Here is a 17251-nt window from a genome sequence, read left to right as displayed (position 1 = left end):
AGTTATTCCTCAGTCTGAGTATCTGATTCGTTGTCACTTTTGATGGGGCGGCAATTTGGAACAGCGAGGATGCGACGGTCAAATGCTGCTTTATCAAGCGGGTCTAAGTCAGGATAGGTAAAAATCCAGCGGCCCAAATCTACGTCTTTTGCAATAGCCGGCTCCCCTTCCCATTTAACGCCACGCTTTGTGGCCTTAGCGTAGGCGACAAAAGGCTCAGCTCCCTCTACACAATCTGGAAACGCTACAGATTCATGATTCATTACAAGCGTAGGATTCCGAGGAAATTGCTCAAGGAGCACCGAATCAGGTGATTCAAAGTCGATAATCCATTTGTCAAAAAGGGTTATCTCGGTGTCACCGGTGCGCTGAACCATGGCGAGAGGGTTGCCATAAGCGGCCATGGTTTTAAAAAACACTTGAGCTTTTGAGTCCAGATAAGCCTCTGTTGACACTTCGTCGAGATAACTTTGAGCATCTTTGAGCTCTACCCCCTGAAGTGAAAGTGCCCCGGCAATTGACATGACACGAGGATCATTTGGATACACATCCTGGTCAGCCTCAATTTTCTGTTTCATAAACTCTTTGGCGAATGGCGCAACAGCCGTGATCGTAGATCGCGCTTCAGCATAAATTTCGTTCTGCTGGGATTTTATCGCGCCAAGGTTATGCCATAACAGCATCGAAGCACCAAAAGCTGTTAAGCCCGCTAAGCCAGCTGCCAGCGTGCGGTTCATAACCTTTTTATGGTTTTCTTGCAGTTGCTCACTAAGCGCTTTTAAGCTGGACTTGAGTTCATCCAGTTCAACGTTTGGTTCTTTGACAACTTCCTCAGCGTTTTTATTCTCATGCTGAGATTGGGTATCTTCTTGATTCATGGTTCCGCACCTTTAATTAGCAGCCTGAAACGGAGTCGTAACCGGCTATACTAGAAATTCTCTGGGTTGAGGGTTTTTCGTAATCCGTAATTACACGTGAAAATGTTAGGGTGTTGCCGGTAACCACCCCTCCGGCCATAGTAGCTTTCGCTGCATAACCCAATTGGTCATCGTCTAAATTGAGGCTTACCGTGGCCAGGACGGAAGAAGGAGTTTTTGCGATGCCTAGTGAATATCTGCTTAAATCCGCGCTACGTCTTATGGATGGGAGGTAGTTGCTTGTGAGTTCACTTACTTGAACAACACCCACGTGACAGGTTGTCGTGTAAAACTTGTTTAGAGCCCATGTAAATGACCTTACGTCTCTATACACGCTCTCTATATTTAATTCGTCTTGTGAAGACTTGCCTTTTGAAATAACTGCGACAGCGCCAAAAAACGTTGCTGCTACCAAGACAGCATAAAAAGCGAGGAGTAAAACTCCTCGCTGACTTTTGTTGCTTAGGCTGACAGTTTTCATCAGGCCGGGATAATTAGTTTGTCGTTACAGCGATAGTGCCGGCAGTACAGTTCGCTGTATCAGTTGATACGTAGCGCCCCATCTTCGCACCGATTCGAGTACAGACTTCTTCAGTTAGGCCTGTTGCTGTAACTGTTAACGTATTTGCCGTCGTGCCAGTCACTGTGTAGGCACCACCAACAGGGTTTCCGTTTGAATTTGCAAAAGAGTCAGGAACCAGGCCCAGTGAGGATAGTGTAGTGATATCGATGCTGGAGTAACCATCGGTCGCACCGTTTTTATAGTTGCGCGCACCTTCAATAATGTGGGTGATACCATCTGAGATCAGATTTTCATCAGATTTTGACGCCAGAGGCTCAGTTTTCGCTTGTACATAAGCAGTCATGCCTACAATGATTGCAATTGTAAATGCTGCGTCCAGAGACAGGATGCCGCGATTCTTTCGTGTTCTTAACTTGAATAACATAGTTGACCTCGATTAATTGATATTGCATATCGAGTATACATTAAGTCAAATTAAGGAGTGCCCTGCTTGGTTATTACATTTTATATTAGGGTATATATTTTTATACGTTCGCAAGGCGATGATAGGCGTTCGGAGTTTTAGAAAAATTCAGAATTGAATTTGGTAATTTCATCTTTCAATAAAATCAGATCAGCATCATCCACATGGCCTTTTGTGGCCTCGACCTCCATTTTGCGGAGGTGTTCGGCAAGTCTTATTGCTGATACCTCTTTGGCTAGTCCCTTAAATCCGTGCGCTTCTTTTCTCAACTCTTCGGCGCTTCCATCTACATAAGCCGCTTCGATCTTTGCCAGCCGGCTTTGCCATCGGTTTTTATAGCTCTCTTTGACAGAGGAGATGAGTTCAGTTAGGTCATGAAGTCGGCGATACATTCCCTCTTTGTCCCACGTCAAAAGCACAGGAGATTCATCGGGTTTCTCGAGACGCTCTAACGCGGCGCTTTGGTGAAGACTGTCGTGTCCGAGTAAACGATCCAATACTACGATGGCATCTTCAAGTACAAGCGGTTTAGTTAAATACTCGTTCATGCCAGCATTAAGACAGCGCTCACGCTCTCCAGCCATCGCAGCAGCAGTCAATGCTACGATTGGCAGGTCATCAAAACCACCGGAACTACGAATAGCTTTCGTCGCTGTGAATCCGTCCATTTCGGGCATGTGGCAGTCCATCAACACTACATCAGGTTCTGACTTGAAGACCTTTTCAACGGCTTGCTTACCATCGTCAGCCGTTGCCACTTCGCACCCCAGGCGCTCAAGAAGACCTTTTACAACAATTCTGTTTGTTTCGTTATCATCAACCACAAGAACTTTGGCCTGCTGATAATCCCGGGAGTTTAAGAGAACACTCTCTTCTTCATTTTGAATGTTTGAGTCTAACCCCATCAAATTATATTTTATTTGAGGGATAGCGATATAGTCCGAGCTTATGAATTGAGCTTCACCACCGACAATCGATGGCTTTCCTTGACTGATAACAACGACTGGTTTTGGAAGTGGGGCGACGTTAATTACCTGGTTGCTGTCCTGATGAAAGATAAGAGTCCCATCAGCGGTATCATAGTCTTCCTGTATAAATTCGAAGTCATTCCTACGTAAGCGCATTATGATATAACTTTCAATATCTTGGTTGCGGTAGTGGGGTATATAGACCTTTGTCGGTTGGACACTCTGAGTTGTACTTATTACGGGGCGTTCAAACTGAAAGCTGGCGACGAAAGTTGAACCTTTTCCATAGGTCGACGTTACTTTGAGGTCTCCTCCCAGTAGCTGACATAGTCCTTTGGATATTGCTAAGCCAAGGCCGGTACCTCCATGATTGACCTGCACCTCTTTTGAACCTTGAGAGAAACGGTCAAATATACTTTCTAACTTATCTTCTTGAATACCTGTGCCGGTATCAGTAACACGAGCAAGAACTGTCGTATATTCTGGCCCAGATTGGGCGCGAAGTGAGACAGTAATACTTCCGTAACGGGTAAACTTCACTGCGTTACTAACTAAATTGGTAAGTACCTGTTCAAACCTGAGAGGATCGCCACGCACACTAGAGAATACGACTTCCTCCGCATCTAAAACGAGCGACACCCCATTTTTTTTCTCAATTGACGATGCTTCTAATACCCGGTCAGCGACCCTTACGATATCGAAATCTCTGTCGACAAGTTCAAGCCTGTCAGATTCCATCTTAGAGTAGTCGAGGATGTCATTGATAAGCCTCATTAAGCTATAGCTCGATGAACGAATAAGGCTCATGAAGCGCAGTTGATTTGAGCTTAGGTTTTCGGTGCCTATGAGCTCTACAGCTCCTTTTATACCATTTAGCGGAGTGCGCATCTCGTGGCTGACTGAGGAAACGAAGTTTGACTTCATCTGATTAATATCTTTTGCTTCCTTCAATGCTTCTTCCAGCTCCGCGGTCCTAACCCTGACCATTTCGTTCAAAGTCTCGGTTTCTTCTCTTAGATTTTCTTCTCGCTCTTTCTCATCACTCACATCCTGTATGTTGAAGGTAAAGTAGTTAATTTCGTCGTCTCTGAGCGAGTACGTTAATAAAAACTTTAAATACGTATTAGGGGTGTCGGTGTTGTTTACTTTATAGATAAACCTCTGAGTGCCTGCGGATAGAAACTCATCTATGTAACCACGCAGTTTAGAGTCGCTTGGCAAATACCTACCCGGCAGTACGTCAGCCTTCATTAAAGACAAATACTTTTGGCCGTCATTATTGATATCTTTTACTTTGAACTCACTGTCCAGCAAAATGAAACCGTTTGGCATCGTATCGACAATGATCTTCTTTTCGTCCATATAACGGCGATGCTGGCGGATCTTAGGGGCAGCCCAAATTGCAAAGATAAGTAATAATGGCAGCGTCAAAAGTGCACAGAAAAACACAATAGTCTTGTTGTTTTTCTGTTTTAGTAACATCGTGGCATCAATGATGATGACATTCGAAAGAACTGGGTTGTCCCAGCTATTAGTCGAATTGGTCACCATAAAGATATATTCATCTGCTGAATCAGTCGCTATATACACGGGAAAATCAAAAAGGCTGTAAGGAGCATTTTGAAAAGAGTCAAACCAATTGCAACCTGGATGCTGACAAGATTCCGTGATCGCACTTCCTGCATTAGCGATGAGTTTACCGCTAACATCGAGAGTGATTGTCTGTCCATATTCAATGTTATTTTTGTATACCGGTGGCTGGAAATCGAAAAACGCGACGAAGTGCCCCAGTAACTCGCCCTTTCCGGTCGTATAGATTGGCATTACGATACCCAAGACTGGTTCTGCGTTTACCATTATTACCGGCATGATACTCGGTTGAAAATTAGGCTCTTTTTCGTATGCTTCAATATACTTTTTAATCGATGGCATGAACTGCGAGTAATATTTATCACCCCAAGGCAAAGTGCCCTCTATGGAGTCCCCGTCCAAGTTAAGTATTTTGTAAGCCAAAAGCTCCGGCATCAAATCTCGATTATCAAGAATGGATTCTGTAAGTAGTTCTTCGGACCTACCGCCTTTTGAAAATGCCTGTTTCAGGCCGGAAGCGCCGGATAAGATCCTAAGCTTGGATCGCTTCTCCTGGAGAAAACGAGAGTTCGTTTCCCTGGTTTCCAATATTAGTCTGTTTCCTGCTTCGCTCACGGACTCGGTAAGTTCAGCTTCCAGGCGATTGTCGTAAAGAGCTGTGGCCATGGGAATGCCAACGGCAGAGAGAGAGCATATCAGTGCGAACATAATATTGGTTTTTCTTACTGTATATCCCATGTTTCGTACGCACTTAATGTTTAATGTGTTTGAGGTTAGAATCCTAATTCATTTAGTGTATCATGTATAAAGTAGTTATCATATGCAATTAAAGATCCCGAATTAGGTACAAGTATGACGCACAATAGAGACGCAAAAATATTGATTGTTGACGATGAAGAAGTCTCAGTGATGACTTTGCGTCAGGCCGTAAAGAATCTCGGTCGAATTGAGTCAAGCTCGTCAAGCAGTGACGCCATCAAAAAAGCCAGAGAGTTCAAGCCGGACCTAATCCTTATGGATTTGAACCTCGATAGTATGAATGGTTTCGAAGTTTCTGACGAAATCCGCAAATACTTGCCTGAAGTTGGAGTGGTCTTTATCACATCAGAGGATAATGCTACCGCTGCGAGTGGTGATGGTCACATTGAGAGTGATGCCTACGCCCGGGGAGGTATGGATTTCATCACTAAGCCCATAGATTTGCACCTGTGCTATAACATGGTCAGTAACCACTTGGAAATAGCGCTTTCAAAGTCTGAGCTATCTATTAAAAATACTCAAATGAGTACCATGCTTAACGCAATTGGCGAGGCAGTTTTTCTCACTGACAAGAGTGGAAACATTCTTTTGAGTAATGCAGTTGCCAAGAAATTGGTTGGGTATACGGCGTTAGAGTTTGATAAGAAGCCGATTTCTGAGTTCATTGAGTTGTTAGATGGGAATGGAAATCTGGTCGAAAGTCAGGTTGAGAAAGCGTTATCTGATCTTAAAGATATTTCTGCCCCTATTGCATATACCCTGCTAAACAGAGAAGGTCTGGAGCAGAAAGTTATCTCTGGCGTGAAAGTGATTTACTCAAAGAATGGCGACGTGGCCGGCACCGTCCACATTCTCAAGCCTGTCTCCTCTGTTTCACTTTACGATAAAGAGACAACCTTGCCTTCCGCAGATTTATTACAAGACCGACTCCAGCATGCTATGTCCATGGCTCTTAACGGTTCCAAATTAGGTGATACGGTTATTGTTACTGCCATTAAGGTAACCAACGGAAACCTCTTAACAGACACTCATGGGCCCGGGGTTATGGCAGATTGTGTAACTGAATTCTCCAAGTCTATCAAGCGTTGTCTAGCCCCAGAAGATAGCTTTGGAAGGCTTGATGATACAACGTTCTTAATCATCTCAATGTGCAATGGTAATGCTGGTTCAATAGAAGATTTCCAACAGCGCGTATCAGCTGCTTCGAACGAAAAAATATACCATATGGGTGAAGATATGACTCTGAACGTCAATATTGGTAGCGCCACATTCCCTGAAGATGGCGCTACCCCCTCGGCCCTCGTGGAGAAAGCCTTAGAACACGCTGACAGACACTGACCGAAGCATTTTTGGTGGACGTTAGTCCGCCAAAAGCACCCCTCCATCAATCACGATCCCTATGCCAAGGGTTCCGAAAATGAACCCAAATACCATTAAAGCAAGTTGCCAGCGCATCACGACTTTATTTGAGCTAAGTATAATATCTTGTTCTGATTGTTTGGATACGGCAATTACGGCATTTGAAAACACGGTGTCGTTAACGCCGCTAAAAAATCGCCTTAATCGAATTATCTGGAGTTTATCAAGCAATCCGTGCCCAAAGTATTTACTCCTTGGTTCCCCAATCAGGAAAGCACTAGCATACTGCTCTAAATACGAACGGAAATAAGGTGATGCATAACGACTGATTAACTCGAATGCGTCGTTATCTTCGCAGCCTGAGCGCTTCAACAGCCCAGTTAGAGTCAAGAATCTTAATCCGCAGAACTGCCGGTAAAGTCTAAATGGCCAGAATTGATCGGCTTTCTCCCTCGCCTTACCTGTCCAGTTTTTTTGGATTCTAGTGTAAAAAACGACGAGTGTTGCGAGGGCCGGTACCAATACAAACCAAAAGTTACTAAAAACAAACCATAACCCCCTGCCGAAATCAGCTTCGAACCCGGTTACAACTCCGTCAGTCCTCGCTTCTATCATTGGAAGGATGAAGCCGCCAACAGCAGTCAATGTCATCAGTCCAACCATAAAGATGGTAAATGGAACCATGAGCTGAGACAGCGCCTGCTTTTTCAAACCCTTCTCTGACTCAATCAACCCTACAACTTCTTTCACCTGCTCGATACTTTGGTTATTAAATCTAATGAGCTCAAATGCTACCGCAATATCCGGATGAAAGTATTTTTTGATTATTGCCTGGTAGCCTTCCTTGCTGTTTGAGGCAGCTTTAATCTCATAGCTAATCTCAACAGCTACATGATCGGCGCCGTAAGTCAGCTCATAAGCTTCTGCGGTGTAATCGAGCGCTTGAAGTATATTCACATCGTTATCCATATACGATGCGAGTTGCTTAATGTATTCGATTTGGTGCGGGAGTTTAAAGAATGTTATTCGCTTATAATAAAACGCAAAAGCTTCCAGTTGGTGTGTCAGCTCCATCAAAAATACTCCAGCATATCTTGAGTGCACATCATGCCTTTTCGAGCATACTCATAGCACTGTTTATCAATTGGGTTGTAATTCGTTGTGCGAAGATACTTCCTCCAGGCCACAAACTCGCCACGAATAATAAAGTCTTTGTCCTCGTCGGATAGCTCAATGTATTCAATAAGCAGCTTGCGTCCGATTATTCCGGTACCTTTGCAGCTGGAGCAGCCCTGCTCACATCTAATCATCATTTCACCACTCAGTGAAAGGTGTAAGGCTTTGGCCTTGGCTGCCACAATCGAAAACCTTTCAGCATCCTCTTGCTCAAGGCTATTCAATGTTATCGCGCATCTAGGACACAGGCGTTTCACTAATACTTGTGACATCAGTAATGATAAGGATTTGTCTGCCACAATGTTCTGTACTGGTACTTTCAATTCAAGCAACCGCTCGACTACACCTGGGGCAGATGTGGCATGACATGTCGTTAAAACCGGGATCCCTGAGATCATCATCCCGAATGCGAACTTCGCAGAGGCTGGGTCCCTCATCTCCTGCACGTAAACCCCGTTTGGGTTCATCCGGTTAATTGCCCTCATCTGTTCGGAAGGGTCCGCTTCCATAGTTATCTGCGTAACGTTAGTGAACTCAGATGGTGCTTCTATCTCAATTGGATCTTCGTAAGTGAATAACTTTTCACTCTTCGGCCGCTCTAAGAAAGCCGCGAACATTGTTGTTGTTTTCCCGGATCCAGTGGGACCAGACGTAATTATACCGCCACGCGCTGCAGAGACCTTTTGTTTGATGATGCTGTACAAACCATCATCCAAACCGAGCTCATCAAGTCGTAGCGCATCACGTTGGATACGCATGTTGATAAGCAGTTCTCCCATTTTGCTAGTTGGAATCTTCAGGTAACGCAACTGTAGCTTCGCTGCAATCTCCCCTGAGTTACTATACACGGTATGTTTGATTTGCTTTTCTTGCAGCGACACTTCATCGAAAGAGCCACGGGTTGCACCGGCTGACTGACCGCCGTCATACGCTGCTCTACAAACCGATACACCAAACTGGTAATCGCTTAACGGAAAAGTTTCGGATAAAAGCGAGTCGTTAACCTTGAATTGAGCAAAAGACAAATCCTTGTCTTTGGAACAATGTATATAAACATCCTGGCAGTTGAGGTCGAAGGCCATCTGCATCAGCTTCTGAAACTGATGAATTGACTGAGCGAACTCAATCTCTTTTGGCCGACTAATTTCTTTAGTCACCTTCGCATTTATTAGTCGCTTCAGCTTCTCTTCAGACGCTATTCCTACGGACTTAACGTGAATATTTGAGTTGGCAATGTCTTCCAGCAAGATGAAGACAGCAGATGATCGATTTTCATAAGCAAAGTTGTCGACTAATAGAGTTCCAGAGTCAAAGAAAAGCGCGGTTACGGAGTGCCTTCTTGTTAGTGGAACTATTTTTTCTTCGTGTAACGGTGAGACATCGTATTCATCGAATTCGCTTATGTCATCAACACTGGCAATAAACTGAAATGCAGCACTAAGATCGAGAGACATCTAAGCCATCCTTAAATACACGAGGAAAAATCAGAGCCAGTGGCTGTTTCAAAAGAGACACAGCCATTTTCAGAGTTAACCGATTTAACTAAATACGCGCCGGCGTAAGAACCGGTACTTAGGCTTTCCAAATACTGGCCATTAACGAGTAGGTCCGCTGTGTTCCCAGCAATAGCTGTGACTTTGACTGAGCCCGCATGCTTTCTGCTTGCGGCCTCAGGGCTTTCAACAGCAACTTTCGAATCACCTCTAATTTCCGATTCGATCTCCAGTGTCTGCTGGTGGAGTTCGGCGGCTTTATGTTCGGCGGTAACCCGCTTAAGTCGGGCTTCAGCTACACGAGTGCGCTCACGCTCAGCATTCAACTGTAATCTCAACTCTATCCATTTTTTTTCAACTTCTGGATTGAGGGCATTCTCCAGCATCTTCGCTGCTGCTATTGCCGTTCTATAATCTGGCGCAACCACAAAGTCTGGCACTTTTTCGGCCTGTTCAGATGAAACGGTATTAGGTTTTACGGGTGGCTGGTGGCTGATCACACTTCGGTTACTTGGTGTTGGTGTTGCTCTTTCGCTTACACTTTCCGAAACTTTCGTGGCTTTAGGCTCACCTGCCGACAACTTTGATAACCTTGCTTCAAGGTCGTTATCGTTGGCAGATTCGCTTTGCAAGAGCCCTTTAATTTTGCCCATGACTGGTATACCCGAAAATTGCAGAGCTGATGCGCCTATTGCACCTACGATGACGATTAATTTGAAAATTGTCGCTACAGATTTTTTGCTTTGAATTTTCTTTGTACTGTCAACTTGGTTTTCATTTTTCATCGTGATGTAACTCCTGCAATTGTAAAGCTCATTGTCGCGGTATACCCGGGGAAGTCTCCGGGTGATTGATTGCTATTTTCTTCCCTTTCGCTGCGCCGTTTTGAAGGAGAGTTTTTCCCTTCTCTACTGAGCAGTATCTTTTCAAAGGCGTATGGATAGCCGTCTAGTAGTGCGCCGATTGATGCGACATCAAAAGCAGTGAAGTCATCAATTTGTAGTGAGATAAGTCTCTCGGATAAGCCTTTGGGACCAGTCCTCACGGGCACTTCATCTTCAATATCGTTTTCGCTGGCCTGTGCGTCGGATGCTTCAGGATTGAAATCAGATATCTCAATGTTGGGGTTGTCCCACCAGTCTTTTGTCGCGTCAGTAATGTATTTTTCGAAACTGCCGGTATGGAACCGGGCATAGTTTCTAAAAAGTGGCTCAGTGCTGATTGGTTTTATGAGTGTGGCTATGTTGTTTTCGAACGTTATTTGCCACTGATGCGCATTAGCGAAGGAAGTCAAATGTGCGAAGTTCCCTCCCGCTTCCTCCTTGAGTTTTAGCGATAGGGCAACGATAGAGTTCTTTAAGCGCTTGGCTTCAACTTCATGAATTTCCCACCCATCAATGAGCTGTGCTCTTCTCATTGCTTTATTTACTTCTCGGAGAACAGGGAGCGGACGAACGCTGGTTTTAGTGTACCAGTCGGCGAGTACACTGAAATCCGGTGTTTGAGCGTTCTGCTTATTGGTTATTCTCTCTGAGATATCTCGGGCAACCGCGGTGGTAACCGCCTCCTTATCTGCCTGTTGCAACATAATATCTGTAAAGACAAGGACTACCGCGAGTGCACCCACAGCAACAGAGTAATAAAATCTTTTTTTCAAAGGATGGCCTTGGAAAGCCAATTTTTTCAATTCTTCAGCCTGGACAAGGTTTTGGGCTGTAAAAATTTCACTCAGCTTGGGGATTACAATTACATTCTCGCCGGGAAACGGGAGAGTAACTTCACCTGCAAACTTCAATTCAGGCCCCTCATCAGGCGCTATGTTAGACAGAATTACAGGCGAGGCGCCCAGGCGGTTAAAAATTATATTGAGCTTTAAAACCTCTGCAGGACTAGGGTCAACAGTATCGATAAACACTTCATCAATGACAGTCTTGTCCTTGAGAACCAAAAAATAACACTGCGTTCCTTCAATGCTCACGACTAAACAGGTTTCGTATTGGACTATGTCAGGGTAAATTGAGGCAGCGACCATTGGCCCAGTGGAAGTGGCGCCAAAAACTACTAACGTATTGTCGTGCTCGATATATTGGCCGTAAGGCTTTCCTTCTTTCAGTATCTGCCCTACGGCTTCTTTCAAGCCCTTGGCGGAGACGAAAGGGACGGTTTTCTGACAAACTGTGAGCGAATATGACTTCTCACTCATAAGAAGACCGCCTCCACAATCATCAAAATTTCAGTGTTTCTGTCTTGAGCAGACTGTGAATAGCCAGAAACTCCGCTTGTGGCTGATACTGCTTGAATTTCACGCACCGTGCTCCCAGCAGCGAGGATCGGACGCCCCGGCTCCAAAACCAGAGTGGTATTGAATACCCGGTCTGAAATCTGGGGACTTTCTACCTCATTGCCCACTTCCCCTTTTTTGGTAATAGTGACCAAGTCAGATAAAGAGCTGGACATATGAACCATGACATCGTCTTTTCCGATATTTGGAAGCATGTACAACAGGATCCCAGACTCAGCCACTTGCTGTTCAATGCCAGTTGTCGCCCCTACATTGGAAGTCGTTTGCAATTTTCTATCAGCAATGAAACTAACTTTGTCGACGTTCGTAAAATTCCCTATGCGATTATTCAACGCCATGCCACGAATAACGGTCTTTTGCAGAATATCTCCATTCTCTTCCAACGCTTGTATCAAGCCCTGAGTCCCGTTTTCATAATTTAGCGAAACACTGCCAGGTGTAGTTAAACCCCCGACTAAAGATTGAGCCGAGTTAGTTGCTGTCGACCAGGCAAGTTCACCACCGTTCACCAAATCCTGAATATCGACTTGTAAGTCCAGTGCTGACGAGTCTTTAGTTGTTACCGTTAAAAGTGTTATATCAATCCGAACGCTTCGCATTGAGCGATCGGTTTTGTTTCTAACAAACGTACGCACTGAATCCATTTGGCTAGGGAGAGCTCGAACATAGATGGAGTTGTCTGAGTCAAATGCCTTGACTTCAGCGCCTTCCTCACAGCGCCACTTTCTTTCGGCGTTACTTTGAATTTTAATCACCTGGCTTCCGGGTGACACCAGACCCAGTAAATTTTCCTGAGCTTGAGACCCGGTACCGGCAGTATTGGTCGAGGCATTACTTTGATTATTCTCAGTGGTATCAAAATTATCGCTGCAACCTAAGACAGCTTCGATTCCCTCTAAATATTCCTTAATCGGGTTGATAGACCCTGTAACGTTTGAATACTCTTCACCGGTATTCGATACCGCACCTGCCTGCGCAAAACTGCTATCACTACCTCCCATTCCGGAACCTCCATTTTGTCCCTGTTGGTTGGCATTTCGTTTACCTATTGAGTATTCATATTGACCGGGGATAGCCCGTATTGGGAAAACTTCCTCAGCGTACTTTTTCCAGACCAAAGTGTTATCCACAATGTCGTACTGATAACCGGTTGATGAGCGGATTGCATCCAAGACGTCACCTACCGTCTGGGCATGCAGCAACCCGGTCACCGGTCTCTCAGGCTTAGCTCCCACACGATACTCAATCGAGAATCCATGTTTCATTTGCAAGAACCGCGAAATTTTACCAATTGTTGAAGATCGGGCCTGATAAGCAGCTTGTTTAAAGTACCAGTCCGGTAGCGACCGCTCTCCTTCTTCTAGCGGTGGAACATAAAACGCGTCGAAGTGATAGATGTTAGGCGTTTCTTGGTAAGTAGCGAGCGTATTCTCATAAGCTTCACGCTCCTTGTGCACCGTTTCCTTAAGTTCACTAGGTAACGTTATGGATTGGCAGGCGGATAACAACACCACTGCGGGGGCAATTAATGCAGTACGATTTCTCATTTTCTTACTCCCACCCGATATCTAACGAACTCAGGATCATCCTTGTAAAACAGCGCATAAAAGTCGTTCTTAAAGGTAGCGAATACAATAGGGACTGTGCCCGCATAGTACGGCTCAATGATTTGCTGCATCAGGATGTCTGGAGTTGCTGCGGTAATGCAGGTATCACCGGCTACAAGATGCCTTCCGACTTTTGCAATCAGGCCATTAGAATCTGGATACATTGTCGCGACAAATCTCTCGATATTGCCAGAGAGCGTCCCTTTTTTGAGAACGAAACCGGCGAACGTATCGTTACGAGTTGCAAATTCATGCTTTTCTCTGTTGTCGCACCAACTGTCCATAAGCAAATAAACTGGTTTTGGGAGTGCGTCTTTATCAGATCGTGGGGAGGGCTCAGGGGCAAGCGCATCATCAGGAGGAGTCAAAATCGCTTGAGAGGCTTTGTTTTCTGACGAGCTATGTACTTGATTTCTGCCATCCTGAGCAATAGGCTCAACCGCCTTTGATTCGTCCTCATGGGAGCCTGAAGTATTGTCAGACTGAGTATCCCCCCCACTGCTATCGTGCAGACGAGTGGACTCACTTTCTTTAGTTGGACTTTGCTTGGTGGTCGATGGTGTATTCACACAACCCGCCAAAACAAATAACACTGACAACACTGGCAGCGCTAGAGGCTTGTATTTCATGTATCCCTCGAATCGTTAGTTAATCACTAATATGAATCACACTATATATGATATGCATTATTTAAGAAAGGGTTAAGCGGGGGAATCGCGTGAAGAATCTTATGCCGGCAGTTCTGTAGAGTTCGCAGAGATGAGTTTTAGATATGATTCACGGGGAAGTGGTGGGTTATATAAAAAGCCCTGGACAGATTTGACGCCTATTTGGCGTAATATTTCGGCCTGCTCTTCGGTTTCAACGCCCTCTGCTATTAACCCGCTACCATTTGCCAACTGCATCTGTACCATTGCTGAAATGACTTGGCGCGTTACCGTGCAGTCTACAATTGAGTCGACAAAAACCTTGTCGATTTTAATCGTGTTAGGCTGGATCTCGATAATCCGCTTCAGGTTAGAGTAACCTTTGCCGAAGTCATCGATGGATAATCGATATCCTGCCTGGCGTAACAGCAAAAGGTTTCGTAATGAGTTTCTGTGCCGTTCGAAAAGGTTATCTTCCGTTACTTCCACTTCAAGCATACCCACAACTTCAGGTTTACTCGCAGCAACAGTCTGAAAATATGAAATAACGCTGCTATTCGTGAGTTGTTTGATATCTAGATTGATACTCACTGGATGGCGAGACCCTAACCTTATTTGCTCGCCCAGGAAATCTATGACGTAGTCCAGCGTATAGATGGCAAAATCGTTACTCATGCCGTAGTGATCCATTGATTCCAACACAGCACTGACAGGATAGGGTTTCTCATTTTCGTCATGCCAGCGAACCAGCGCCTCACTTCCGATGACTTCTCCACTTTCGAGGCTGTATTTAGGTTGGAAGTAAAACCTCAGTGCTTTTGAAACTACAGCGGAGTTAAACGCTTTCCGAAAACCTGAACGACTGTTGAATTGCGTCGGAATGGTATTGTCGGCCATCGCAAACCGGTCTCCATCCTGTTTTGCCAATCGTAGCGAAAATTCCGCGCCATCTAACAAGTTATCGAAAGTTGTAGAACCGGCAACCGCGTTCGCTATTGACAAGCGGGAGCCCAGTTCCACCTGCATACCAGAAATATCAATTGGGCGGCTAAGCGAATTATTTATCGATGTGTAGATGTGAACGGCATCTTCTCTACTCATAGCTCGCTCGATAAAAATAAGAAATATATCGCCGGAATAATGTAGCCACTGAGAACTGGGAAAATGATTGATCAGAACATTTTCAAGACGTTGGCCTACCTCCTGGAGCGCAGCATCACCGAAAAGGCTACCGTGGAGGTGATTAACCTGCTTGAAGTTATCTAAGTCCACCAGCACTAAGCTACCCCTACGCATATTACGAATGTATTTATTAACACACCGGCGAAAACTATCGACGTTGTTATGGGAGAGCTTAGCGACTGTCTGCATTCAATTACCCCGGTTCTAGTGCATATTTAATTGACGTGCGGAGTTTCTTTGACGACCGGTTCGACAGGTCTGGATTTGTCAGCGGTCAGACTCTCATCCGACGTTTCAATTTGACTGCTGGAGGTGGGCTTTTGCTCAGGGACGATTGCACCAACAGCAACACCTGCAATAGGGCCAATGAGCGCCACAATGGCCACAAGTCCGCCGAAAGAACCTTTAGTTTGCAACATTGAAAATCTCCGAAGATATAATTGACACCACGATTATGCACAAAGAATATCTTTAGATCCATACAAGGTTACGCTCAATTTAAGAAAAGTTTCGCCATGACTATCATCTTTGCCCCTAGTCCTGAGGGTCATCCATCCTCTTATCGCTCTTCGACCAACCCGAGTGCCTCTCTGCTAGACCGTACTGGCGGCTCCGCCGCCAACCAGAGGGTTGAAATGGTGACAAGCAAACGTAGTTATAAGTAGCAATCAGGCACTAATAATTAAGGTAACCTATCTTTTGTAAACGAATAGCCCCTTCCCTTTTCGACCGTTAAGCAGTCCTTAAACTACACCAAGAAGGAACCCTATTTTTATGCCCAATGTTAATCTGTTGTATGCTACAACGACAGAATTACGGCCGGCTCAGCGCAAGCGCTGAGGGGTTTAGCAGGACGCCGATTCGAAGAGACGGCCAATGTGGTATGGTAGCTATTGGACTAGGGGCAAAGATGAGGAAGTTTTTTTCCTCATTCCCGCTGATATTGGGCAAACTTTATTTTACCCACACAATTTGCGTCAGCTTTATTGTTACACTGTACAATTTGCGCCAACTATATTGTAAATGCACTAACTTTATTGGCCCCCCAGGTCTCGACGCTGCTGCCCCAACCAGCCGAGCTTGCTCTCAGGACTAGGGGCAAAGATATTAGACCTGATGATAGCCATGCTACGAGTGACTAAAGCTGCACATGTGGTAGTATATGTGCAACTCTATATTGGAGATAATTCGTATGCTTCAACGCGACACTTCCCTATTTCCTTCACCTATAAAGCGAACAGGGACCACGTATCAGACTCATTCCCTAGTACATTGCCAGAACGATACCAACTTGAAGCTTGAGCCCAGCACACGTAGCAAATTGATGAGCTACCTCTGTGCATTGGCCGGCACTGTTTTGTTGGGATTCGCACTTTTGCACGGGCCCGGAAAGGTGAGATTCTGGATTTGCTGTTCATCAGCGTTGGCGCATTTACGCTTCTCTTTATCGCTACAAAAATCTACCAATCAGGGGTTCTAGGGATTTTCCCCTCTAAAAAGACATAATCCTCTGTAGACCACACCAATAAATGGCTGCGGAGGTGGTTTACTTTCAGCTTGGAGCCTAATCATCCACTATCGGCCTTGTTATTTCGCCAATATTGGGCAATTTCCCAGTATTAGTGAAGTTATACGTTCCGCTTAAGTTGATATTTTGCCACGCAACGGGCGAAACAGCACGAGTGATACCCGCTTTCTCTTCATCTCCTCTCGCTTCAAAGTGTCCCAGCAGATGACTCAGTATCGCGGAGTTGAAGTAGATGATCGCGTTGGCAAGCAATCTTGCACATTCATTCCAGATAGCGATTTCACTCTCGTTTTTGCCTCGGAACTGATCGCCATTCACCGACGCAATAGCCCGTCTCAGGAAGTGCCACGCTTCTCCCCGGTTAAGGGCACGCTGAACGTACTGCCGCAAACTGGCATTGTCTATGTAATCCAGTAAATATTGCGCTTTGACCAGTCGATTATACTCCGTCAGCGCCTGTAATGTCGGGTGCCCCGAAGGATAACCAGACAACTTTCTTACCAGCATTGCCTGTGTCGTTCGCTTTGTCTGAAGTGACAGAACAATGCGCCTAATATCCTGCCATCCCGTTTCGATGACATTCGTCCTGATGGGCTTTTTCAGGGCAAGGTTGGTGCCGCCGTGTTCATTTTCAGTTACGTCAAACAGATCATTGATGACACTACTGAACTGCGCGTATCGCGGTGCAAAACTGTAACCGCATAGATCCAGTAAGGCGAAGTTAACATGATTGACAC

General features: G+C 45.2%; 13 protein-coding genes. 1 reads left to right on the top strand and 12 read right to left on the bottom strand.

The window, feature by feature from the left end:
- Window positions 1–2: 2 nt before the first annotated feature.
- The 3 genes from JKP77_RS02615 to JKP77_RS02605 all read right to left on the bottom strand — a co-directional run bounded on the left by JKP77_RS02615 (window position 3) and on the right by JKP77_RS02605 (window position 5127).
- Complete coding sequence (locus tag JKP77_RS02615; protein ID WP_218309665.1) at window positions 3–878, bottom strand: hypothetical protein; 876 nt, start codon at window positions 876–878, stop codon at window positions 3–5.
- Window positions 879–1411: 533 nt separating this feature from the next.
- Window positions 1412–1864 (bottom strand): type 4 pilus major pilin, encoded by a 453-nt coding sequence (locus tag JKP77_RS02610; protein ID WP_218309664.1) that lies wholly within the window; start codon window positions 1862–1864, stop codon window positions 1412–1414.
- A 137-nt stretch (window positions 1865–2001) separates the two neighbouring features.
- Entirely contained in the window at window positions 2002–5127 is a 3126-nt protein-coding gene (locus JKP77_RS02605) for a response regulator (RefSeq protein WP_218309663.1), read from the bottom strand.
- 186 nt (window positions 5128–5313) lie between these two features.
- On the opposite strand from JKP77_RS02605, the gene JKP77_RS02600 reads away from it, so the two are divergent.
- A complete protein-coding gene (locus tag JKP77_RS02600; protein WP_218309662.1) occupies window positions 5314–6558 on the top strand; it encodes a response regulator in 1245 nt (414 codons plus the stop codon).
- Window positions 6559–6579: 21 nt separating this feature from the next.
- Here the strand turns inward: JKP77_RS02600 and JKP77_RS02595 are convergent, their stop codons facing one another.
- The 9 genes from JKP77_RS02595 to JKP77_RS02555 all read right to left on the bottom strand — a co-directional run.
- On the bottom strand, window positions 6580–7656 hold the full coding sequence (locus tag JKP77_RS02595; RefSeq protein WP_218309661.1) for a hypothetical protein: 1077 nt from the start codon (window positions 7654–7656) through the stop codon (window positions 6580–6582).
- Entirely contained in the window at window positions 7653–9209 is a 1557-nt protein-coding gene (locus JKP77_RS02590) for an ATPase, T2SS/T4P/T4SS family (RefSeq protein ID WP_218309660.1), read from the bottom strand. Before JKP77_RS02590 ends, JKP77_RS02595 begins: the two co-directional genes overlap by 4 nt.
- Window positions 9210–9220: 11 nt before the next feature.
- Window positions 9221–10033 carry a hypothetical protein gene (locus JKP77_RS02585; protein ID WP_218309659.1) on the bottom strand — a complete coding sequence of 271 codons (813 nt, stop codon included), beginning with the start codon at window positions 10031–10033 and terminating at the stop codon, window positions 9221–9223.
- Window positions 10030–11451: a hypothetical protein gene (locus JKP77_RS02580; RefSeq protein WP_218309658.1), complete on the bottom strand. Its 1422-nt coding sequence runs from the start codon at window positions 11449–11451 to the stop codon at window positions 10030–10032. Before JKP77_RS02580 ends, JKP77_RS02585 begins: the two co-directional genes overlap by 4 nt.
- The gene (locus JKP77_RS02575; RefSeq protein WP_218309657.1) at window positions 11448–13097 is read right to left on the bottom strand and encodes a type II secretion system protein GspD; all 1650 of its coding nucleotides are present in this window, start codon (window positions 13095–13097) and stop codon (window positions 11448–11450) included. The genes JKP77_RS02580 and JKP77_RS02575 overlap by 4 nt, the downstream gene beginning before the upstream one ends.
- Window positions 13094–13786, bottom strand: a complete 693-nt coding sequence (locus JKP77_RS02570; RefSeq protein WP_218309656.1) for a hypothetical protein — start codon at window positions 13784–13786, stop codon at window positions 13094–13096. The genes JKP77_RS02575 and JKP77_RS02570 overlap by 4 nt, the downstream gene beginning before the upstream one ends.
- 99 nt (window positions 13787–13885) lie before the next feature.
- Window positions 13886–15175: an EAL domain-containing protein gene (locus JKP77_RS02565; protein WP_218309655.1), complete on the bottom strand. Its 1290-nt coding sequence runs from the start codon at window positions 15173–15175 to the stop codon at window positions 13886–13888.
- Between the two features lie 26 nt (window positions 15176–15201).
- Window positions 15202–15405, bottom strand: coding sequence for a hypothetical protein (locus JKP77_RS02560; protein ID WP_218309654.1), 204 nt, complete (start codon window positions 15403–15405; stop codon window positions 15202–15204).
- Between the two features lie 1145 nt (window positions 15406–16550).
- The coding region (locus JKP77_RS02555) for a Tn3 family transposase (RefSeq protein WP_218309653.1) at window positions 16551–17251 on the bottom strand (701 nt) is incomplete at its 5' end.

This window comes from Alteromonas antoniana (assembly GCF_019249295.1).
Taxonomy (GTDB): Bacteria; Pseudomonadota; Gammaproteobacteria; order Enterobacterales; family Alteromonadaceae; genus Alteromonas; species Alteromonas antoniana.
The sequence above is the reverse complement of the archived record's forward strand: the minus strand, read 5'-3'. Positions and strand labels throughout refer to the sequence as shown.